Source organism: Streptomyces sp. Tu6071, assembly GCF_000213055.1.
GTDB classification, from domain to species: domain Bacteria; phylum Actinomycetota; class Actinomycetes; order Streptomycetales; family Streptomycetaceae; genus Streptomyces; species Streptomyces evansiae.
On sequence record NZ_CM001165.1, the window covers coordinates 1428077 to 1448716 of the forward strand.

Here is a 20640-nt window from a genome sequence, read left to right on the forward strand (position 1 = left end):
AAGGGGCCGGGATGACGGTGACGAGCGGGCGCGCGGAGCCACGCGCGAGCGCACGCGGCGGCGCGCCGCCGAGGAGTCCGGGCGCGCGGCGCACCGCCCTCGGCCTCGACCGCGACGGCTGGTTCCTGCTCCTTCCCGCCCTGATCCCGGTCCTCGTGCTGAGCGTCGTGCCGCTCCTGTACGGCCTCTCGCTCGGCTTCACGGACGCGCAGTCGGGCAGCGCGCGCGGCACTTCCCTCACGGGGCTCGACAACTTCGCGGCGCTGCGCTGGGACTCGCTCTTCTGGGAGTCGTTCCGCATCGGCCTGACCTGGGCGCTCGCCGTCACGGCGCTCCAGTTCGTCCTGTCGCTCGGGCTCGCCCTCCTGCTCGACCAGAACCTGCGCTTCCGCTGGCTGGCGCGGACGCTCGCGCTCGTGCCGTGGGCGATGCCGGAGGTCGTCATCGGCATCATGTGGCGGCTCGTCTACCACCCGGACGCGGGGCTGCTCAACACGACGCTGCGCGATCTGCGCCTGACGAGCGGCCACACGGACTGGCTCACGGACCTCTCGCTCGCGCTGCCCGCCGTGATCGCGGTGGGGGTGTGGGCGGGGATGCCGCAGACGACGGTGGTCCTGCTCGCGGGGCTGCAGAACGTGCCGCTCGAACTGCGCGAGGCGGCGGCGCTCGACGGGGCGGGGATGTGGCGTCGCTTCCTCACGGTGACGTGGCCCGCGCTGCGACCGGTCGCGGTCGCGATCACCGCGCTCCAGTTCATCTGGAACTTCAATTCGTTCGGTCTTGTCTACGTACTGACCAATGGGGGGCCGGGCGGGAAGACGCGGCTTCCGATGCTCTTCGCGTACGAAGAGGCTTTCCGGTACGGGCAGTTCGGTTACGCGGCAGCCATGGGGCTCGTGATGACGGCCGTGATCGCGGTGATCCTGGCCGTCTTCCTGCGCGGGCGGCTGAAGGGGGAGGGCCAGTGAGCGGTTCCGTTCCGGCGGGACGGCGCGGGGAGCGTTCGACGGGTCCGGCGAGCGGGCGGGCGGCTGTTCCGGCCGGGCGGCGTGCGCGTCGCGCCGCGGGCCGCACCGGCCAGTACCTCGCCCTCCTCTGCTACCTCGCCTTCCTCGCCTTCCCCCTCCTCTGGCTCCTGTCCACGGCGTTCAAGGCCCCGCGCGAGCTCGGCTCCGTCGACCCCACGTGGCTCCCCGCGCACCCCACGCTCGGCAATTTCCGCGCCGCCTTCGACCAGCAGCCGCTGCTCCGCTCGGGCCTCAACAGCCTGCTCGTGGCGGGCTCGGCCGCGCTGATCTCGGTGGCGGTCGCCGTCCCCGCCGCGTACGTCATGGTGCGGTACCGCTCGGTGCTCGGCCGGCTCGGTACGGGGTGGGTACTCGTAAGCCAGATGTTCCCCTTCGTGCTGATCATCATCCCGCTGTTCCTGGTGCTGCGGAGCGCGCATTTGATCGATTCGCTGCCGGGTCTGATCGTCGTGTACGTCGTGTGGAACCTGCCGTTCGCGCTGTGGATGCTCCAGGGGTACGTCCGTGCCGTGCCGCCCTCGCTGGAGGAGGCGGCGGCCGTGGACGGGGCCGGGCGGTGGCGCACGCTGCGCAGTGTCGTGCTGCCGCTGCTCACGCCGGGGCTCGTCGCGACCCTCATGTTCTCGTTCGTGACCGCCTGGAACGAGTTCTTCTTCGCTCTTGTCCTGCTCAAGTCCCCGGAGAAGCAGACGATGTCCGTGATCCTGACCCACTTCATCGGCGCGGAGGGCGCGGCCGACCTCGGCCCGCTCGCCGCCGCGTCGATCCTCGCGACGCTGCCGAGCCTCCTCTTCTTCGGCCTTCTGCAACGGCGCCTGGCGAGCGGGATGCTCGGCGGGGCGGTGAAGGGCTGATGCGGCGCCGTACGGTGCTCGGGGCGGCGGCCGTCGCCTCCACCGGCCTGCTGTCCTCCTGCGGCTCGGGCGACGACGGGCGCCCGACGCTCGACTTCCTGTCGCTCGCCTGGCAGGCGGAGTCCGTCGCCGCGAACAAGGCGCTCGTCGCGGAGTGGAACAGGTCGCGTCCGGCCGTCCGCGTCCGCTACGTACAGGGTTCGTGGACGAATGTGCACGACCAGTTGCTGACGTCCTTCGCGGGGGACGCCGCGCCCGACATCATCCACGACGAGGCGAACGACCTCACCGACTTCGGCCACGGCGGCGACCTCGCGGACCTGAGCGACCTGCTCCCGGCGGACCTGCGCGCCCGTATCCCCGCCGCCTCCTGGGACACGGCCCGCTTCCGCGGCGGCCTCTACGGCGTGCCGTTCCTCCAGGAGCCGCGTGTCCTGATCGCGAACCGCGCCCTCCTCGCCGGAGCGGGCATCGCGGCGCCCACCGCCGCACACCCCTGGAGGTGGGACGAGTTCGAGGACGCGGCCCGGGAACTGACGCGGCACGAGAAGGGCCGCGAGAGCCGGTACGGCGTCGTCTGGGCGATGAAGGAGCCGGTCAACCAGACGGTCAACATGGCGGTGACGACGGGCGGCCGGATCATCCACCGCGAGGACGGCCGCACACGGGTCCGTTTCGATGCGGCGGACTCGGCCGTCGCCGAGCTGATCCGACGCCAGGTACGGGACGAGCGCACCGCCCCGGCGAGCGGGCTCGGCATGGGCGGCGGGGACACCCTGCCCGGCTTCTTCGCGGGCCGGTACGCGATGGTCCCGCTCGGTTTCTCGTACCGCCAGCAGGTCGGTCAGCAGGCGCCGAAGGGCTTCGACTGGGTGACGCTGCCACTGCCCGTGGGGCGCGGGGCGCCGGACGGAGGCCGCGCGCAGGGCGTGAGCCCGCAGACGCTGTCGGTCTCGCGCGCGTGCCGCCACAAGGAGGCCGCCGTGGCGTTCCTGGCCTTCCTGACCCGTACCGCGTCCCTCACCCGCCTCGCGCGCGGCGACTGGCTCCTGCCGACCGGCACCACGTCCCTGCGCGACCCGTCCCTGAACACCGAGGAGAACGGCTGGCGCACGGGCGCGCGGGTCGCGCGGCACCTCGTGGCGTCCCCGGCCCTCGGCGCGCGCGGCTACCCCGAGTGGATGGACAAGATCGCGACCCCGGCGCTCCAGCAGTACTACAGCGGCGCGATCGGCCTCGACACCCTCCGCACGCGGCTCGTCCGCGACGGCAACCGCGTCTTCGACAGGTACCGGGACTGACGGACGCGTTCCGGGGGCGTGCCGCGCCCTCCCGTGGGAACCCGACGGTGCATCACCGCACGCACGACGAACGCACCATCACGGAGGACGAGATGACGCAGACGAAGACGAAGAAGGCGTCCGGCACGACGAGCAAGAAGTCCGCCTCGGCGGCCGGGAAGACGGTGGGCGGGAAGGCGAAGACCGCCTCGGGCAAGAAGGCGGCGGGCAGCGCCCTCGCGCAGAAGGGCTCCGGCAAGAAGGCCACCCGCTCCGGCTCCGCCTCGGCGGCCGGGAAGACGGTCGCGGCGAGCAAGCCGACGAAGGCGGAGAAGAAGGCGGCGGCGAGCGCGCTCTCCCAGGCCCCGGCGACGAAGAAGAAACCGGGCAAGAAGGTCCTCACCGCCGCCGCGAAGACCCTCGCGGACCGCAAGGCGACCAAGAAGGCCCGCTCCGAGGCGGCGGGCACGCTGGCCCGCGCGGCGGCGGCAGCGATGCGCTGACTGCCCCGCCACCGCCCGCGCCCCGGCCTCCTCGGACCGGGGCGCGGGCGCGTCGTGGGGGCATCGCGTACGGGAGCAACGCCACGTTGCGTACGGGGAGCGCCGCCCGCGTCCCCGACCGGCCGTCCGCGTCCCCGACCGGCCGTCCGCATCCCCGACCGGCCGTCCGGGGCCGCGCCAACGCCCACCCCCGCCACCCGTGCGAGGAGCCTGCCTCCCCAGCCGCAGGACGGCCCTCCCTCGGAAGGCGGGCGCCGCCCCCGAACTCCGCCCTCCGCCCCTGGCCCCGACGCGTAGCACCGCCCGCGCGCCCCGCGACCACTACCCTCGCCCCCATGCTGACCCTCGGAATTCCCGTCATCGGCGTCACCGACCTCACCCGCGCGGTCGCCTTCTGGACCTCGGCGCTGCCTCTCGTGGAGAGCGAGGAGTGGCGAAGCGAGAGCTGGAGCACGCTGCACCACGCGGACGGCTCGGGCCGCGCCCTGGGCCTGATGCTCAGCCAGTCCCCGCCGGAGCCCCGCCCGCGCCTCCACCTGGACCTCTTCACGGAGACCCCCGGGGAGCAGTCCACGGAGGTCGCCCGCCTCCTCGCCCTGGGCGCCCGCCGCGTCGACTGGCCCCTCTATCCGGAGAACCCCGACTTCGTCGTCCTGGCCGACCCGGACGACAACCTCTTCTGCGTCGTCGACCTGAGCCGGGCCCCGAGCGGGGCATGACGACCGGGCGGACGCCGGGGTACGGCATTCGGGCCAGCGGAAGCGCCCGCGCCGCGCACGGTCCACGCGCGAGCGCCCGGCCCGGTGCGGGAACCGGCCACGACGCGATCCCGCGCGCACGTCCCGGCGGAAGCACCCCCGGCCTCACGCCCCCGCCCCGCCCCCGACACAGCGCCCCCGCTCAAAAGCCCCCCGAATCGCGCTGATCTGCGCCACCATGGACACCGAGCGTCACCGATCGGCGCCGGCCCGGGGCCGGGCCGGTGTCTTGCCCCCGTTCCTCCCCCGACCAAGGAGATCCGGTGCAGTTCTCAGTGTGGGCCCCGCAGGCGAAGCAGCTCCGCCTCCAGGTGGAGGAGTCGGCGCACGGCATGGAGCGCGACCCCACCCGCCCCGGCTGGTGGACGGCCGAGGCGGAGGCCGGGCAGGGCGCGCGGTACGGGTACGTCGTGGACGGGACGGGCCCGTACCCCGATCCGCGCGCGCGGCGGCAGCCGGACGGGCCCGACGGGCTCAGCGCCGTCGTCGACCAGGGCGCGTACGAGTGGCGGCACCCGGAGTGGACCGGGCGCGGTCTCCCCGGCGCGGTGCTCTACGAGATGCACGTCGGCACGTACACGCGCGAGGGCACCTTCGACGCGGCGGCCGAACGGCTTCCGCACCTCGCGGAGCTGGGCGTCACGCACGTCGAGCTGATGCCCGTGTCCCCCTTCCCGGGGAAGTGGGGGTGGGGGTACGAGGGCGTGTCGCTGTGGGCCGTGCACGAGCCGTACGGCGGTCCCGAGGGGCTCAAGCGGTTCGTGGACTCCGCGCACGGGCTCGGCCTCGGTGTCGTGCTCGACGTCGTGCACAACCACTTCGGCCCCTCCGGGAACTACCTGCCCCTCTACGGCCCGTACCTGACGGACCGGCACAGCACGCCGTGGGGCGCGGCCGTCAACCTCGACGCGCCCGGCTCGGACGAGGTGCGCGCGTACCTGCGCGAGAGCGCGCTGTCCTGGCTGCGGGACTACCGGATCGACGGGCTGCGCCTCGACGCCGTGCACGCGCTGCGCGACGAGCGCGCGCTGAGCTTCCTGGAGGAGCTGTCGGGAGCGGTCGCGGAGCTGGCCGAGTCGACGGGCCGCCCGCTCTTCCTCGTCGGCGAGTCCGACCTCAACGACCCGCGCCTCGTCACGCCCCGTACGGAGCACGGCCTCGGTCTCGACGCGCAGTGGAACGACGACTTCCACCACGCGCTGCACACGACGCTCACCGGGGAGGCGCAGGGCTACTACGCGGACTTCGCGCGCGAGCCGTACGCGGCTCTCGCCAAGACGCTGACCGGCGCGTTCTTCCACGACGGCACGTACTCGTCCTTCCGGGGCCGCCACCACGGCCGCCCCGTGGACCGCGCGCACGCCTCCGCGCACCGCTTCCTCGGCTATGCGCAGACGCACGACCAGGTGGGCAACCGGGCACGCGGCGACCGGCTGAGCGCCCAGCTCGAACCGGGCGTGCTCGCCTGCGCGGCGGCGCTCGTCCTGACCTCCCCCTTCACGCCGATGCTGTTCATGGGCGAGGAGTGGGGCGCGTCGACGCCGTGGCAGTTCTTCACGGACCACACCGATCCGGAGCTGGCGGAGGCGGTGCGGCGCGGGCGCAGGCGCGAGTTCGCGGAGCACGGCTGGGCCGAGGAGGACATCCCCGACCCGCAGGACCACGCGACGCGCGACGCCTCGTGCCTCGACTGGGCGGAGCTGGCCGAGGAGCCGCACGCGCGCCTCTTCGCCTGGTACCGCACGCTCATCGACCTGCGCCGCACGCGCCCCGACCTCCAGTCCCCCGACCTGACGGCCGTGAAGACGGCGTTCGACGCGGAGGCGGGCTGGTTCGCGGTACGGCGCGGGGACGTGCGGCTCGCGGTGAACCTGGGCGCCGAGCCGGTCGACGTGCCGGTCGAGCCGGGCCCGGTGAAGGTCCTCGCGGCGTGGGAGGACGTCGCGGAGCCGGACGGCGGCGGGACGGTGACGGTGCCGGGGCGCTCGTGCGTGGTGCTGGCGGAGGACGCCTGAGCGGGGACACCCGGGCGGGGACACCCGGGCGGGGACACCCGGGCGAGGACACCCGGGCGGGGACACTCTCTGCGAGGTGAGTGAGCACTCACCCACCTCGCGGAGGGGTCGAGTGGGCGGCTCAGTGCACGACGACGAGGTCCCGCGAGGTCTTGTTGAGCCGTTCGCCGCCGGTCTCCGTGACCGTCACGATGTCCTCGATGCGGACGCCGAAGCGCCCCGGGAGGTAGATCCCCGGCTCGACGGAGAAGCACATGCCCGGGACCAGCTCCCGGGTCTCGCCCTCGATCATGTACGGGGGCTCGTGCGTCGTGACGCCGATGCCGTGCCCGGTGCGGTGGATGAAGTACTCGCCGTACCCGGCCTCGTCGATGACGGCGCGCGCGGCGCGGTCGATGTCCTGGCACGTCGCCCCGGGGCGTACGGCCGCGCAACCGGCCTCCTGCGCGCGCCGCACGATGTCGTGCACCTCGCGGACCTCGGCGGAGGGCTCGCCGACGCTGACGGTACGGGTCGTGTCGGACCCGTACCCGTGCTTGAGGCCCCCGAAGTCGAGGACGACCGTGTCACCCTCCTCGATGACCCGCTCCCCCGCCTCGTGGTGCGGGTTCGCGCCGTTGGGGCCGGAGCCGACCACCGTGAAGTCGACCTGCGAGTGCCCGTGGCCGAGGAGCAGCGCGGCGAGGTCGGCGGCGACCTCGTTCTCGCGGCGCCCGGCGAAGCGGACGCTCTTGATCTCCTCGTACGTGGCGTCGGCGGCCTCGGCGGCGGCGGCGAGCCGGGCGAGTTCGGCCTGGTCCTTCACCGCGCGCAGCATCGGCAGCGCTTCGGTGAGCGAGTCGAAAGCGGAGCCGCGCAGGGTGCGCTGGAGGTGGAGGAGGTGCAGCGCCCAGGCGTTGTCGCTGACGCCGAGCCGGCCGCCGAGCGGGAGGAGCGGGACGACGAGCTGGTACGGGTCCTGTCCGTCGCGCCAGCCCTCGAAGGTGAGCGCCCCGGCGCCCGGGGCCTCCTCGGCGTCGGGCGCCTCCAGCGCGGGTACGACGAGGACGGGTTCGCGTCCGGCGGCGAGGACGAGCATCGTGGCGCGCTCGGTGACGGCGGGCACCCGGTAGCCCGTCAGCCACTCCATGTCGGGGCCGGGCGTCACGATGAGTCCGTCGAGCCCGGCCGCCTGCGCGTTCCCCGCCGCCCGCCGCATCCGGCTCTCGTACTCGGCGGGGGTGAAGGGGTCGGGGGTCTCGGTCGCCATGGGCTCGCCTTTCGCGGTACGGGTACGGCGAGCGCCAGCGTACGGCGACGGCGCGGCCCCGTCCGCTCAGAGCACGCCGTCCACGGCGAACTCGGCCCGTACGGTCTTGCCGACAGGGCGCCGGTCCACGAGTTCCCACCGGTCGGCGCACGCGTCCACGAGCACGAGCCCGTAGCCGCCCTCCGCGAGCGGCCCGCGCGGCGCGGGACGCCGGGGCGGCCCGCACTCCCCGCGCGCGTCGGCGACATCGACCCGCAGCACGCCCTCCGTCACGCGCAGTTCCGCCGGCACCTCGAAGTCCCGCCCCGGCACCTTGCCGTGCGTGACGGCATTGGCGGCCAGTTCCCCGACGACGGTCTCGACCCGCCGCACGAGAGGACTCCCGCTGCCGAACCCCCACGTCCCGAGCTCGTGCACAACGAGAAGCCGGGCGAGCCGGGCCCCGAGCAGGGTGGAACTGAAGCGCTGGACGAAGGGGGTGGGGGCGGACTGGTGGGGCGTCTGAGTGGAGGTCATGGCGGTAAGGCTGACGTCCTGACCTGGGTGGGACCAGATTTGGACGCGTACGCTGGGTGAGCGTACGAGTGCGGGACGTAGACAGTACGAGCCGGATCACCGCACCATGGCTGACGAACGAGCGGTGAGCGGAAGGCCCTTGGATGCCACGGATGATGACGACGGGCGAGCCGGAGCGCTCGGAGGTGCTGCTGGCTTTCGGGGCCGTGCTCAAGAGGCTCCGTGTTTTGCGGGAGCTCACGCAGCAGGAGTTCGCGGACCGGGTGCGCTTCTCCCCCGCCACGGTCTCCTCGATCGAGCAGGGGCGCCGGATGCCGCCGGAGGACTTCATCGGGCGGTCCGAAGCGGTGCTGGAGGCGCGCGGCGTCCTGGAGGCTTTCGTCCCGTACCTCTCACGCCGCCGGGGGATGCCGAACTGGTACCAGGAGTGGGCGGCGATGGAGCGGTCCGCTCTCGGCGTCTACACGTACGAGTCCCGCCTCCTGCCCGGAATCCTGCAAACCCCGGCGTACATTCGCGCGCTGCTGCGCGCCGTTCCGCCGACGCCCCGCCAAGAGGTGATCGAGGAGCGCGTCGAGAGCCGTCTCGCGCGGCAGGAACTCCTCAGCACCAAGCGCGACCCGCCCACCACCTACGGCTTCGTGATCGAACAGAGCGTGCTGGACAGGGGCTTCGGCGGAGTGAGTGTGGCGCAGGAGCAGTTGACCCACCTGCTCGACGTCATCCGGGACAACTGGAACGTGTCCGTGCAGATCATCCCGCGCTACCAGCCCGAGCACGCCGGTCTCGACGGCCCGGTGCACCTCATGGAGGCTGCGGACCACCGCTGGCACGCCTACACAGAGGGCCAGTTGAGCGGCGCGCTCATCTCCGACCCCGAACCGGTCAGCCGCCTCAAGCAGCGCTACGCGAAGTTGTCCGCGCAAGCCCTCAGCGAATCCGACTCGAAGCGACTGATCGAAGAAATGCGAGACGCGACATGAGCACCCTCAACTGGTTCAAGAGCACCTACAGCAGCTCGGAGGGCGACAGCTGCGTAGAGGTCGCCCTCACCCCGGCCGCCGTCCACGTCCGCGACTCCAAGGACACCACACGCCCCGGCTTCACCGCCGCCCCCACCGCGTGGGCCGACTTCCTCCTCGAAGCAGTCCGTGCACGCTGACGGTGAACAGGAATCGCCGGACCTGCTGACCGTTTCAGCGCGCGTGTCCGGCACGGTGGATGAGAGAGGCGCCCCTTGCCGCACGGCCAAAGGACGTGGGACACCCCTCTCCGACCGCCGTCGGTCATTTCAACTCCACCCCGCCGAAGTGACGTTGCAGACATGTCTCCCCCGTTAGCATCAGCACACGGGGAAGATGTCCAGTCAGGAGGACTGTCGGTGCTGGAGCAGGAATTGCTGGCCCTGGCCGCGTCGGGCGGAACCGCCGTAGTGACCGCGGTGGGCACTGACGCCTGGCAGCTGGTGCGCGAGGCGGTGGCGCGGTGGTTCGGCCGCGGGGACACCGAACGGGAGAACGCGGAACTGGAGCGGCTGACCCGCACGGAAACCGCCCTCCGGCAGAGCGGAGCCGACGACGTGGAGCGGGAGTCGATGCGCCAGGAAAGCGCGTGGCAGGCTCGCATGGAGACCCTGTTGGAGGGACTGTCCGACGAGGAACGGGCAACCGCGTCCGAAGAGCTGCGATCCCTGATCGCCGGACACATCCCGGGCGGGCTCAACGCCGAGGGAAAAGGGGTCGTAGTCGGCCGGGACCTGCACGTGCGCGCTGACGGCGGCTCGGCGGCGGCGGTGAACATGGGCAATGTGAGGATCGCGGGAGGGCCAACCCCTCCTCAGCCGGGGCGGAACCAAGAGGGCTGACCGCACCCGGCGCATTCGCCTTTCCCAGCCGCGCGACCAGGGACGCCAATGTCGTCGCGCTCGAGCGCAGCATGGCGGCCAATTACGTCAACGGTGGGATGCACGCATATTTCCACGCGAACGGGATCACGGGCGAGCCCGGCCCGGTGATGACGCTTCCGGCAGCTCCCTCCGTATTCGTCGGTCGTGAACACGAGGTCGCACGGGTGCGTGACGTCCTCGCGCCGGTGTCGAAGGGCGACCGTGCGCGTGCCGTGGTGGTGAGCGTGCTGACCGGGCTGGGCGGGATCGGCAAGACAGCCCTGGCCCTGCACACCGCGCATCTCGCCTACGAAGAGGGCTGGTACACGGATGTGGTGTTCGTGGACCTGCGTGGGTACGACCGCGATCCCCTCAGCGCCGACCAGGCACTCGAAGTCGTTCTGCGCGCTCTGGACCCGAAAGCGGTCGATGTCCCTCCGACACAGCTTCAGCGGGCGGGACTGCTGAGCTCGAAAATGGCCGCCTTCGCGCGCGAGGGGCGGAGCGTGCTGCTGGTGGCGGACAACGCCTCCTCCTCAGCCCAGATCCGGCCACTGGTGCCGGTCGGTGGCCGTCACCGGTTGTTGGTGACCTCTCGGCACAGTCACCCCGACCTCGGCGCCCGTCTCGTGGACATCGCCTCGCTCAGCAACGGGGCGGGTATCGCACTTCTCCGGGCCAGGCTTCTGGAAACACGCCCTGCCGATGGACGCGTGGACAACGCCCACCCGGACGCCTGCGCCCTCGTCACCTGGTGCGCGGGGCACCCGTTGGCCCTGCGCATCTGCGCCGCCGTCCTCGTCCTGAACCCCAGCCTCACCGTCGGTGACCTCTTAAGAGACCTCAAGGAGCAGCGTTCGCGTGTCGACGCCCTTGACGCGTACGTCCACAGCACCGACTCCGAACGCGCGTTGCGCGCCACCTTCGACATGTCCCATCACCAACTCCGGCCGCGCCCGAGGCAGCTTCTCCACCTGTTGGCCCTCACACCCGGCGCCGATATCGGCCTGCCCGCGGCGGCCGCGCTCGCTCAGCGAGAGCCGGCAGAAGTCCGCCGGGAGCTGGAAGAGCTGACCCGGGCCCACCTTCTCACCCACGACTTGGTCGCGGGTGGGAGCCGCTGGGCCATGCACGACCTCACGCGCGACCACGCCGCCCACCAGACCGACGCCGGCAACCCTGACGGCCGGCCGGACGACGAGGCGGCACGCGCCTGGCTGCTCGCTCACTACAGTGTGCTGGCCGACGCGGCCGACCAGCATCTGCGAGCCTTGCCCGGCACCCCGGTGCCCGACACCTTTCCCGGCCACGCCGAAGCCCTGGCCTGGATGGACGTCGAATGTGTCAACCTGCTGGCCGTCATCCGCGAACGGCGGAACCCCGCCACCGCGCGCCTCGCCCTCTGTCTGGCGACGCACCTCGATTACCGCCGGCGCTTCGAGGACGCCGTCGCTGTCTTCAGCCAGGCCGTCGAAGTCCTTCGCGCCACCGGCGACCGCGCCCGCGAAGGCGCGGCCCAGAACTGTCTCGGCAACGCCCTGTACAACCTGAGGCGTCACGACGAAGCCGTTGCCGCCCACGAGGAATCCCTCACCATCTGCCGCGAGACCCGCGACCGCCGAGGTGAAAGCAGGGCCCTCAATGGCCTCGGGCTCGCCCTGCAAGAAGTCGGACGCTGCGACGAAGCCATCACCGTCCTCGAAGATTCCCTCGTCGTCTGCCGTGGGATCGAGGACGCCCAAGGCGAAAGCACAGCGCTCAATCGCCTCGGACTCGCCCTGCAAGAAGTCAAGCGCTACAGCGACGCGATCACCGCGCACGAGGAATCGCTCGCCATCTGCCGCGAAATCGAAGACCGCCGAGGCGAAAGCAAAGCTTTGAACAACCTCGGACTTGCCCTGGGCGAGACGGAGGACTTCGAGGGAGCTCTCGCGGCGCACCGAGCGGACCTCAAAATCTGTCGCGAGATCGGCGACCGCCACAGCGAAAGTCTCGCCTACGTCAACCTCGGGAGAACGCTGTACGAGTCCGGACACTATGAAGAAGCCGTCACCGCCTTCAAAGAAGCGTGGCCCATCCTCCGCAACGCCGACGACCACCACAGCGAAGGTGTGGCCCACCTCCTTCTGGGCATCGCACTGCGAGAGGCTGGACGCAACGACGAAGCCGCCACCGCATTCGAAAAGGCCAGTACCGTCCTTCACAAGACCGACGACCACCACAGCGAAGGCTTGGCTCTCTTCCAGCTCGGCTTTACTCACTACGAAGCCGGGCATTACAAGATGGCCATCTCTCCCCTGGACAAAGCCGTCCCGCTCCTTCGCGAAACCGATGAGCCGCATTTCGCGGGAGTGACTCTCAACGTACTCGGCGTCGCACTGCTCATGGCGGGAGATTTCGAAGAAGCCATCACCGCACATCAGGAAGCACTCGCCGTCCACCGTGAGACCGACGACCGCGAGAATGCGGCCTTGACCCTCGGTGCTCTCGGCTTGGCCCTGCACGAGGCCAAGAGCTACGAGAAGGCCGTCCTCGCATACGAACAAGCCGTCACCATCTACCGCCAGATCGGCGACCGCAAAAGTGAAAGCGAGACCCTCGACAATCTCGGCCTCACACTGCGTAAGCTGCGGCGCTACGAGAGAGCCGTCGCCGCACACGAACAGGCCCTCGCCATCTGTCGCGAGACCGGTGATCTCGACGGCGAAAGCGCGAGCGTCGAACACCTGACGACAGCCCGTGCGGTGAGCGCGAACGAGGCACGTCTCCCGTCGGCAGAGTGACCTACGGGTCTCCTGCGGTACTCCGGCGCGGAAGGCGTCCGCTCCGCTCGCGTCCTAGCCGGATGGGCGCTCGGCGAAGGACGCTGACCTGGGGTGGAGGCGATTCCCCGTGCCCTGCACCGCTGGAGCGGGACGGAAGGGCGGGGGGCGCGGCTCCGCGGCGGCGGAGCGCCTCCGACACGTAGGGCGGGCCGCCCGGGGTACCCGTCGGGCATGACGACGACACAGCATGGACCGTGCAAGGACCCCACCGCTCTCGGCCCGTTGGAGCCCGGGACGCCGCAGCGCGTCGGGGCGCGGCGGCGGGTCTGGGACATCGCCTGGACGACGACCTGCGTGCTGCTCGCGCTGTGGGCCGTGCTGTGGGCGGTCGGCGCCGTGCGCGGGGCGGCGCACGCGTGGTGGTGGAGCGGGTGCGGGGCCGTGCTGCTCGTCATCGCGCTGTGGGCGCGGCAGTCGATGCGGAGGAACGCGCTCAGGCCCGTGCGCTGAGCGCGTTCGCCGGGGGCAGGGCCTCAGGAGGGGGCGATCAGACCGGACTTGCCGTAGATGGTCGCCGTGCGCTCGCCCTTCTCGCCGCCCGCGAAGCCGATGCCGATGCTGAACACGCCGGGCCTGGCCGGATCGGGGACGCGGACGCCGAGCCCTTCCGGCTCGCGATGTATCAGGCTGTTCGCGGCGGCGGTGTAGCAGGGGTTGACGTGGGCGTTGAAGGGTGAGCGCGGGGCGGGGGCGAAGGCGCCCGTGGTGAGGTCCACCGCGCTGAGGAAGGTGTTGCCGACGCCGGGGCGCGAGATCACCACCGTCTCGCCGTTGATCTCCTGGGTGTCGCCGTAGGCGTTGCCGTGCAGCATGTAGAGGTACCGGCCCACGACGGCGTACCCCTGGAAGTAGGGGGTGCCGTACGTGGAGAGCGGCCAGCCGGGGACCGCGTGGGGCTTCGGTTCGTCGATCGTGGCGAGGGGCGTGCTCCAGATGCCGAGGCGCGCGAGGTCGAGGTCGTGCACCTGGTACTTCGTGCGGCCGTCCTTGTCCACGTAGCGGACGGCGAGGCGGCCGTAGACCGGGTCGACGGTGGCCGTGTTGGTCGTGGAGCCGGGCACCGGGGTGTGCTTGGTGAGGCCGGGGTCCGTGGAGTCGAGCACCTTGCCGTCGGTGAAGGGGAACCGGGCAAGGCGGGTGCCGCGGCTGGAGTTCTCGTTGGGCGGTGCGGCGTGCAGCGGCACGGCGTCGACCTCGGTCCACAAGTAGGCCGAGCCGCCGACCGGTTCGACGCCGATGTTCATGCCGTGCCCGAAGCCGCGCAGGTACATGTGGCCGAGCACCTCGCCGGACAGGTCCCACTTGGTGAGGGTCAGGTCGCCGTGCACGCTGCGGTCCACGGCGCTCACGGGAGCGGATTCCCCGTCCAGTCGCAGACCGCCCGGCGTCACCTGGAGGAGGTAGAGGTGGCCGTTGGCGTTGTCGTAGCCGAAGGACTGGATGATGGTGAGGTCCTTGGTGGCCTTCTCCCGTATCCAGTTCTCCGCCGGGCTGTTCAGGTCGAGCCGCGGGGAGTCCACCAGGAGGGCCGAGCCGGGGGCGGGAGGGGCCGCGGCAGCCGCCGCACGAGAGGCCGCGGGGGCAGCTGTACGGAAGGGCGCGGCACCGGTCGGACGAGGGGCCGCGGTATCGGTCGTACGAGAGGTCGCGGCAGCCGCCGCGCCCGTCGCGAGCGGGACGGCCGCCGCGGAGAGCGCTCCGGCTCCGCCCAGGGCGAGCAGGGCGCGGCGGCTGGGGTGTCTCTCACTGTTCCGGATCATGCCGCCCATCCAAGACGCCGGTGCGGCACCCCACCAAGCTCGCGGGCCCACGCCGTGCTCAGCCGGACCGGTGCCACGGCTCGGCGTGCGCGTGCAGGGAGCCCAGGAGGGCCAGGGCCTGGGCCGAGGGGCTGCCCGGTTCGGCGTGGTAGATGACGAGTTGCTGGCCCGGGGCCTCGCGTACGTCGAAGGACTGGTACGTCAGGGCGAGGGCGCCGACTTCCGGGTGGACGAGCCGCTTCGCGGCCCGCGTCTTGCCGCGTACGTCGTGCCGGGCCCACAGGCGGCGGAAGGCCGCGCTGTGCGCGCCGAGGTCCGCCACGAGGGCGCGCAGCCGCGGGTGGTCGGGGTCGTAGCCGCTCGCCTGGCGGAGATTCGCGACGGCGGCCTCGGCCGAGCGGTCCCAGTCGGCGAAGAACTCCCTGCCCGCCGGATCGGCGAAGGTCATGCGGGCCAGGTTGTCCGCGGGGGCGAAGGGGGCGTAGAGGGCGTCGGCGAGGGCGTTCGTGGCGAGGAGGTCGAGGGTGCGATTCAGGACGAGGGCGGGCGTGTGCGCGTATCCGTCGAGGAGCTGGCGCAGTTCGGGCGCGACCCGCTCCGCGACGTGCGTGGCCTCCTCCGGGGCGACCCCCGCGACACGGTGCAGGTGCGCGCGGGCGTCCGCGTCGAGGCGGAGGGCTCCGGCGAGGGCGCCGAGGACCTGCGCCGAGGGGTGGCGTTCGCGGCCCTGCTCCAGGCGCGTGTAGTAGTCGGCGCTGACCCCGGCCAGGACGGCGGCCTCCTCACGGCGCAGCCCGCTCACCCTGCGCACCCCGTGGCTCGGCATCCCCACGTCCTCGGGGCGCAGCCCCGCGCGGCGCGCGCGCAGGAACTCGCCCAAGTGGTTCTCCTCCATGCCGCCAAGGCTAGGCGCCCGCCCGCCGCCCCGCCCGGGTGTGCCGCACCCAGGCGGGGAACGGCCTGGTACCCCCCGCGTGAGCTGCGCAGACTCGGTGATCCCGACGAGAAGGGACACCTGATGACAGACAGCACCGGGAACGTCGACGTGGTCGGCATGTGGGTCACGGCCGACGGCCGCATCCGCCAGGAACTCCTCCCGGACGGCCGCTACGACGAGGCGCGCGGCACCCGGCGCAGCGCCTACACCGGCAGCTACACCGTCACGGGCGCGCACATCGAGTACGTCGACGACACCGGCTTCACCGCGACGGGAGATGTCCGGGACGGGGTGCTGTACCACGAGCATCTGGTGCTCCACCGGGAGGAGGCATGAGGCGGGCTGCCGCCCCCGGACGCCGCGCGGGACGACCCGCCCCCGCGAAGAGCGCGGCGGGGCCGGGGGCGGCGCCCGCACCCGGCACGGCCGCTCTCCTCGTCCTGTGCGCCGCGCACTTCATGGACGCCATCGACCTCTCCGACGTGGGCGTCGCCCTGCCTGCCGTGCAGCGCGACCTCGGCATGGCGCCGGGGTCCTTGCAGTGGGTCGTCTCCGCCTACGCCCTCGGGTACGGCGGCTTCCTGCTCCTGGGCGGCCGGGTCGCCGATCTGTACGGGCGGCGGCGCGCCTTCCTGACGGCCGTCGCCGTCTTCGGCGCGGTGAGCGCCCTGGGGGCGCTGGCCCCGAGCGGCGGGCTCCTGGTCGCCGCCCGCGCGGTGAAGGGAATCGCGGCGGGCTTCCTGGCCCCCGCGGCCCTCTCGCTGATCACGACGCGCTGGCCGGAGGGTCCGCGGCGCGGGCGCGCGCTCGGCTGGTACACGACGGCCGGCGCCTGCGGTTTCGTGGGCGGGCTCGTGCTCGGCGGGGTGCTCACCGAGTGGTCGTGGCGCCTCGTCCTCGCGCTCCCGGTGCCCTTGGCCGCGGTGGCCCTGATCGCGGGGCGGCGACTGCTCCCGGCGGACCCCGCCCCCGGCACCCGTGCGCGGATCGACGTGCCCGGAGCGCTGACGGCCACCGGCGGCCTGGTCGTGCTCGTGTACGGGCTCACGCAGGCGCCCGCGCACGGCTGGCTCTCCGCCCGCACCGTGGTGCTCCTCGCCGTGGCCGTCGGCCTGCTCGCCCTGTTCGTGCGCGTCGAGTCCCGCGCGCGAGCCGCTGGTCCCGCCGCGATTCCTCAGGCGGCGCACGACGGCGGGCGTGAACCTGACGATCTTCGCCATGTGGGGCGCGTACACGGCGTTCGCCTTTCTGGCCACACCGCACTTCCAGAACGTCCTCGGCTGGACACCGCTCCAAACGGCGGGGGCCTTCGTGCCGCTCGGCCTCGCCAACGGCGCGCTCGCCCCCTTCGCGGGCCGGTTCACGGCGCGCTTCGGCGCGCGCCGGACGATCGCCACCGGGATGCTGCTCCTCGCCGCCTCGTACGCGCTGTTCTTCCGCGCCGGTCCGGACAGCTCGTTCCTGACCGTGATCCTTCCCGTCATGGTCCTCAACGGAGCGGGTACGGCGGCGACGTTCCCCGCGCTGAACATGAGCGCCGTGGCCGGAATCCCCGACCGCGAGCAGGGCCTCGCGGGGGCCCTGCTCAACACCTTCACGCAGATCGGCGGCGCCGTCGTCCTCGCCCTCGTCACCGCGGTGTCCGAGGCAGGGCGACGGGCCAACCCGGCGGACCCCATGGCCGGTCACGGAGCGGGCACGGCGGTCGTCGTCGGCACCGTCCTCGCCGGGCTGCTCTGCGCCCTCCTCCTCCGGAACGCCCCTCGCACCACGCAAGGAGATCCCTCGTGACCACAGCGTCCTCCCTCCCCGCTCCCGAGTTCGGCGGACTGACCGCGCTCGTCACGGGCGCCGCGCGCGGCATCGGCAAGGAGACGGTCGCGCTGCTCCACGCACGCGGAGCCCGCGTCGTGGCGCTCGACAGGCGGGCGGACGTCGACGCGCTGCGCGAGGAGTTCCCCGGCGTCGTGACGGTGAGGGGCGACGTCGCGGCCGAGGAGACCGCCGTACGGGGCGTACGGACCGCCCTGGACGCCTTCGGCGGGCTCGACATCCTCGTCAACAACGCGGGCCGCACCCTGAACAAGCCCGTCACGCGCACCACGGTGGAGGACTGGGACGCCGTGCTGTCCGTCAACGCGCGCGGCGCCTTCCTCTTCGCCAGGGAGGCGTTCCGCGTCATGGCGGAGCGGGGCGGCGGCTCCATCGTCGCCACCGGTTCCTACGCGGCCACCGTCGGCCTCCCCGAGGGCGCCGCCTACAGCGCGTCGAAAGGCGCGCTGGCGCAGCTGACCAAGGTGCTGGCACTGGAGGGAGGCCCGCTGAGCATCCGCGCGAACCTCGTCGCCGCGGGCGTCGTCGAGACCGACTTCCTCGACACCTTCCGCCCCGACAGCCGCGCCTATCTCGCCTCGTTCGGCGGGGCGCATCCGCTCGGCAGGGTGGCGCGGCCGGGGGAGATCGCGGAGGTGCTGTGCTTCCTGGCCTCGCCGCGGTCGGCGTTCGTCACGGGGGCGGTGGTGGCGGCGGACGGCGGCTTCACGGCGGCGTGACGCGCGCCGCGCCGGTCAAGTCGGCGGGCCTCCGGCGCGGGCGCGTGCCGTGGCCGGCGGGCGGGCGGGGTCTCAGCTCCCCGCGCCCGTACCCGCGCCGCGCTCCCACTCCGCCCGCGTCAGCGCGTACTCCACGTCCCCGTGCTCCGAGCCGTCGATCACCTCCGGCCACTCCTCGGTGAAGTGGCGGAGGAAGGTGAGGCCGCACTTCTCCATCACGCGGCGGGACTTCGCGTTGACCGTCATGGTGTTGGCGGTGACGCGCCGCACGCCGAGGTCCCTGAAGCCCTTGCGGATCAGGGCGCGGGAGCCCTCCGTCGCGTACCCCCTCCCCCACGCCTCCCGGCGCAGGCGGTAGCCGAGTTCGACCTCGGCGGGGCTGTGCTCGGCGAGGGGACGGAAGGCGAACCAGCCGAGGAACGCGCCCGTTTCCCGCCCCTGCGCGGCCCAGTAGCCCCGCGTGCCGAGGCCCGGGTAGTCGCGGAGGAGGCGCGGCAGCGAACCGCTCCGGATCTCCTCACGGGTCGTGGGGCGCCCCCCGTTGATGAAGCGCGTCACGGCGGGGTCGTTGTCGAGCGCGAGAAGATCGTCCGTGTCGGCCTCGGCGACGGCGCGGAGGGTGAGGCGGTCGGTCTCCAGGAGGATGTGCATGGCCCGATCCTCGCCAATGGCGGCCGGGCGCACCACGGGATTACGGGGATGCCATGAGGCCGGTGGTACGGGTCCGGCCGGACCGCGCGGCGTCCGCGGGGTCCGGCCGGGGCGGGGAGGCGCGGTCAGTTCGTCCAGACCTCCGCCCTGTCCACGCTGACGAAGGACGCGCCGGACTGGCCGTCGTGGTCGCCGGTCACGCGGACGCGCAGGGTGTGCTTGCCGCTCGGCAGGCGGGGGCTCAGGTACTGGAGGTTCTCGCCGGTGCGCGGGGTGCCGTAGTAGTCGAGGCGCTGTTCGGCGCCGCCGTCGATGCTCACTCCCGCGTAGCCGTTGCCCGTGTCCCGTACGGAGAGGAGCGCGATCCTCGTGCCGGTGAAGGTGTACGTGGCGGTGTTGCCCGCCGTCGCGCTCCAGTGGTCGTCGCCCCAGAAGCACTGCACGCCGCAGCCGGTGCCGGAGTTCCAGGTGCCGGTGTAGGCGAGGGAGCCCGCGCCGCTGGAACGGCCGTCGTCGTTGATCCAGTAGGCGCTGGGGCCCGGGTCGCCCGAGGGCAGGTCCTGCGTCGCGCCGGTCGCGAGCGGGACGCCGAAGTCCGGGCTCCCGTCCGCCTTCCAGCCGATGCGCTGCGCGCGCGTCGTGCGGTTGCTGTAGGTGTTCACCGACGTGGACTTGGCGTGGTAGACGATCCAGTCCTCCTTGCCGTCGGGGGACTTGAAGAGGGCGTGGTGCCCCGGCCCGTAGACGCCGTGGTCGTCGGCGCGCGAGAAGACGGGCCCCTGGTGCTGCTGCCAGTTGCCGGGCACGAGCGGGTCGGCTCCGTCCGGGAGCGACATCATCCACAGCTGGTAGTCCGGCTTGCCGGTGTCGCACGTGGAGTACGTCATCCAGGTGCGGCCGTTGCGGTAGAGGAACTCCGGGCCCTCGCGCACCTCCGGGCAGCCCCCGGCCGCGTTGAGCGCGACGGCGTTGCCCGAGACGGTGTACGGGTTCGACAGCGGCGCGATGTTCAGGCCGTTGTGCTGGTACTGGTTGATGCCGCTGTAGGCGAGGTAGAGGCGGCCGTTGACCTGGAGGATGCCGGGGTCGATGGCGAAGTCGTTCGCGTGGTTCGGCGGGGCGAGCTTCGCCTTGAAGTGGTACGGGCCCGTGGGGTCGTCGCGCTCGGACTCGGCGACGAAGACGCGGTGGTGGTCGTCGGTGCCGTCGTCGGCCGTGTAGTAGAGGTACCAGCGGTCGCCGAAGCGGTAGAACTCCGGCGCCCAGATGTGCTGGTTGCGGCTCGTGTCGGTGTCGGTCCACACGGTGACGGGATCGGCCGTCAGGAGGGTGCTCAGGGACGGGGAGCGCCACATCTTGACGCTGTTCCCCTGCGTGGTCGTCAGGTAGTAGTTGCCGTTCCAGTGCGTCATGTACGGGTCGGGGCCCGTGTTGAGCGGGTTGCGGAACGTCCCGGCGGCGGCGGACGGGGCGGCTGCCTGGGCGGCGGCGGACGGCGCGGCGGCGGCCTCGTCGGGGCGGACCGCGTTCGTACCCGCGCCGAGGAGGACGAGGACGGCGAGAGCACCGAACAGGCGCAGGACTCCGAACAGGCGCGGGCGGCGGAACGAACGCGAGGCGTGGAACGAACGCGAGGCGTGGAACGAACGCGAGGCGTGGGGCGGGGGCGCGCTCATGTGGGGGGCTCCTTCGTGAAACGCCGGTCCCGGCCTGCGGCCGGGCTGGACGGACGGTTTACAACGTTGCAGAGCTGTCGGTGGGTCACCGTAGGGACGGCCCGGGGCGGCGTCAAGACTCCGCGCGGACACCGGGAGGCGCGGGCCG

At 72.4% G+C, this 20640-nt stretch carries 19 protein-coding genes and 2 pseudogenes; 15 read left to right on the top strand and 6 right to left on the bottom strand.

From position 1 onward, the window contains the following. Positions 1-11 precede the first annotated feature (11 nt). The 6 genes from STTU_RS05865 to treZ all read left to right on the top strand — a co-directional run bounded on the left by STTU_RS05865 (position 12) and on the right by treZ (position 6441). Positions 12-971, top strand: coding sequence for a carbohydrate ABC transporter permease (locus tag STTU_RS05865; RefSeq protein WP_043254282.1), 960 nt, complete (start codon positions 12-14; stop codon positions 969-971). Beyond that, positions 968-1885 (top strand): carbohydrate ABC transporter permease, encoded by a 918-nt coding sequence (locus STTU_RS05870; RefSeq protein WP_043254284.1) that lies wholly within the window; start codon positions 968-970, stop codon positions 1883-1885. The genes STTU_RS05865 and STTU_RS05870 overlap by 4 nt, the downstream gene beginning before the upstream one ends. Beyond that, the gene (locus STTU_RS05875; RefSeq protein ID WP_007820752.1) at positions 1885-3186 is read left to right on the top strand and encodes an ABC transporter substrate-binding protein; all 1302 of its coding nucleotides are present in this window, start codon (positions 1885-1887) and stop codon (positions 3184-3186) included. Before STTU_RS05870 ends, STTU_RS05875 begins: the two co-directional genes overlap by 1 nt. 47 nt (positions 3187-3233) lie before the next feature. Continuing rightward, positions 3234-3668, top strand: a complete 435-nt coding sequence (locus STTU_RS05880) for a hypothetical protein (RefSeq protein ID WP_007820753.1) — start codon at positions 3234-3236, stop codon at positions 3666-3668. 335 nt (positions 3669-4003) lie between these two features. Continuing rightward, complete coding sequence (locus STTU_RS05885) at positions 4004-4387, top strand: VOC family protein (RefSeq protein ID WP_007820755.1); 384 nt, start codon at positions 4004-4006, stop codon at positions 4385-4387. A 302-nt stretch (positions 4388-4689) separates the two neighbouring features. Next, on the top strand, positions 4690-6441 hold the full coding sequence (gene treZ / locus STTU_RS05890) for a malto-oligosyltrehalose trehalohydrolase (RefSeq protein WP_043254286.1): 1752 nt from the start codon (positions 4690-4692) through the stop codon (positions 6439-6441). A gap of 121 nt (positions 6442-6562) precedes the next feature. Here treZ and STTU_RS05895 read toward each other — a convergent pair whose 3' ends face one another. Beyond that, entirely contained in the window at positions 6563-7690 is a 1128-nt protein-coding gene (locus STTU_RS05895; protein ID WP_007820759.1) for an aminopeptidase P family protein, read from the bottom strand. Positions 7691-7756: 66 nt separating this feature from the next. Further along, positions 7757-8206 carry an ATP-binding protein gene (locus tag STTU_RS05900; RefSeq protein WP_007820762.1) on the bottom strand — a complete coding sequence of 150 codons (450 nt, stop codon included), beginning with the start codon at positions 8204-8206 and terminating at the stop codon, positions 7757-7759. 143 nt (positions 8207-8349) lie between these two features. Here STTU_RS05900 and STTU_RS05905 point away from each other — a divergent pair, with 143 nt between their 5' ends. From STTU_RS05905 to STTU_RS05925, 5 genes are all read left to right on the top strand, one after another. Next, complete coding sequence (locus tag STTU_RS05905) at positions 8350-9189, top strand: helix-turn-helix domain-containing protein (protein ID WP_007820763.1); 840 nt, start codon at positions 8350-8352, stop codon at positions 9187-9189. Further along, positions 9186-9368, top strand: a complete 183-nt coding sequence (locus tag STTU_RS05910) for a DUF397 domain-containing protein (RefSeq protein WP_043254287.1) — start codon at positions 9186-9188, stop codon at positions 9366-9368. The genes STTU_RS05905 and STTU_RS05910 overlap by 4 nt, the downstream gene beginning before the upstream one ends. 219 nt (positions 9369-9587) lie before the next feature. Beyond that, entirely contained in the window at positions 9588-10070 is a 483-nt protein-coding gene (locus STTU_RS05915; protein ID WP_007820765.1) for a hypothetical protein, read from the top strand. 71 nt (positions 10071-10141) lie between these two features. Further along, entirely contained in the window at positions 10142-12874 is a 2733-nt protein-coding gene (locus STTU_RS05920; RefSeq protein WP_086021128.1) for a tetratricopeptide repeat protein, read from the top strand. 213 nt (positions 12875-13087) lie between these two features. Continuing rightward, positions 13088-13366 (top strand): hypothetical protein, encoded by a 279-nt coding sequence (locus STTU_RS05925; RefSeq protein ID WP_043254291.1) that lies wholly within the window; start codon positions 13088-13090, stop codon positions 13364-13366. A gap of 23 nt (positions 13367-13389) precedes the next feature. On the opposite strand, the gene STTU_RS05930 is transcribed toward STTU_RS05925, so the two are convergent. Both STTU_RS05930 and STTU_RS05935 read right to left on the bottom strand, forming a co-directional pair. Continuing rightward, positions 13390-14676: a teichoic acid biosynthesis protein C gene (locus STTU_RS05930; protein WP_234019166.1), complete on the bottom strand. Its 1287-nt coding sequence runs from the start codon at positions 14674-14676 to the stop codon at positions 13390-13392. Between the two features lie 58 nt (positions 14677-14734). Then, positions 14735-15571, bottom strand: coding sequence for a helix-turn-helix transcriptional regulator (locus tag STTU_RS05935; RefSeq protein WP_043254295.1), 837 nt, complete (start codon positions 15569-15571; stop codon positions 14735-14737). Between the two features lie 123 nt (positions 15572-15694). On the opposite strand from STTU_RS05935, the gene STTU_RS05940 reads away from it, so the two are divergent. The 4 genes and pseudogenes from STTU_RS05940 to STTU_RS05950 all read left to right on the top strand — a co-directional run bounded on the left by STTU_RS05940 (position 15695) and on the right by STTU_RS05950 (position 18165). After that, positions 15695-15949, top strand: a complete 255-nt coding sequence (locus STTU_RS05940; protein WP_043254297.1) for an Atu4866 domain-containing protein — start codon at positions 15695-15697, stop codon at positions 15947-15949. Positions 15950-16071: 122 nt separating this feature from the next. Then, positions 16072-16665: pseudogene (locus STTU_RS35260) on the top strand (MFS transporter); the annotation flags it as partial. Between the two features lie 85 nt (positions 16666-16750). Beyond that, a pseudogene (locus STTU_RS35265) lies at positions 16751-17404 on the top strand (MFS transporter); the annotation flags it as partial. Next, complete coding sequence (locus STTU_RS05950) at positions 17401-18165, top strand: SDR family NAD(P)-dependent oxidoreductase (protein WP_043254298.1); 765 nt, start codon at positions 17401-17403, stop codon at positions 18163-18165. The pseudogene STTU_RS35265 and the gene STTU_RS05950, both read left to right, overlap by 4 nt. Positions 18166-18237: 72 nt before the next feature. Here the strand turns inward: STTU_RS05950 and STTU_RS05955 are convergent, their stop codons facing one another. Together STTU_RS05955 and STTU_RS05960 are read right to left on the bottom strand one after the other, a co-directional pair. Next, entirely contained in the window at positions 18238-18816 is a 579-nt protein-coding gene (locus STTU_RS05955; RefSeq protein WP_007820783.1) for a GNAT family N-acetyltransferase, read from the bottom strand. 125 nt (positions 18817-18941) lie between these two features. Beyond that, positions 18942-20492 carry a family 43 glycosylhydrolase gene (locus tag STTU_RS05960; protein WP_007820784.1) on the bottom strand — a complete coding sequence of 517 codons (1551 nt, stop codon included), beginning with the start codon at positions 20490-20492 and terminating at the stop codon, positions 18942-18944. Positions 20493-20640: the final 148 nt, after the last annotated feature.

Excerpts from the sequence above, each read along its gene's own strand:
- STTU_RS05865 (WP_043254282.1), top strand. The coding sequence starts at position 12 with ATGACGGTGACGAGCGGGCGCGCGGAGCCACGCGCGAGCGCACGCGGC.
- STTU_RS05875 (WP_007820752.1), top strand. The coding sequence starts at position 1,885 with ATGCGGCGCCGTACGGTGCTCGGGGCGGCGGCCGTCGCCTCCACCGGC.
- STTU_RS05885 (WP_007820755.1), top strand. The coding sequence starts at position 4,004 with ATGCTGACCCTCGGAATTCCCGTCATCGGCGTCACCGACCTCACCCGC.
- STTU_RS05895 (WP_007820759.1), bottom strand. The coding sequence starts at position 7,690 with ATGGCGACCGAGACCCCCGACCCCTTCACCCCCGCCGAGTACGAGAGC.
- STTU_RS05900 (WP_007820762.1), bottom strand. The coding sequence starts at position 8,206 with ATGACCTCCACTCAGACGCCCCACCAGTCCGCCCCCACCCCCTTCGTC.
- STTU_RS05905 (WP_007820763.1), top strand. The coding sequence starts at position 8,350 with ATGCCACGGATGATGACGACGGGCGAGCCGGAGCGCTCGGAGGTGCTG.
- STTU_RS05910 (WP_043254287.1), top strand. The coding sequence starts at position 9,186 with ATGAGCACCCTCAACTGGTTCAAGAGCACCTACAGCAGCTCGGAGGGC.
- STTU_RS05920 (WP_086021128.1), top strand. The coding sequence starts at position 10,142 with ATGGCGGCCAATTACGTCAACGGTGGGATGCACGCATATTTCCACGCG.
- STTU_RS05925 (WP_043254291.1), top strand. The coding sequence starts at position 13,088 with ATGACGACGACACAGCATGGACCGTGCAAGGACCCCACCGCTCTCGGC.
- STTU_RS05930 (WP_234019166.1), bottom strand. The coding sequence starts at position 14,676 with ATGATCCGGAACAGTGAGAGACACCCCAGCCGCCGCGCCCTGCTCGCC.
- STTU_RS05935 (WP_043254295.1), bottom strand. The coding sequence starts at position 15,571 with ATGGAGGAGAACCACTTGGGCGAGTTCCTGCGCGCGCGCCGCGCGGGG.
- STTU_RS05940 (WP_043254297.1), top strand. The coding sequence starts at position 15,695 with ATGACAGACAGCACCGGGAACGTCGACGTGGTCGGCATGTGGGTCACG.
- STTU_RS05955 (WP_007820783.1), bottom strand. The coding sequence starts at position 18,816 with ATGCACATCCTCCTGGAGACCGACCGCCTCACCCTCCGCGCCGTCGCC.
- STTU_RS05960 (WP_007820784.1), bottom strand. The coding sequence starts at position 20,492 with ATGAGCGCGCCCCCGCCCCACGCCTCGCGTTCGTTCCACGCCTCGCGT.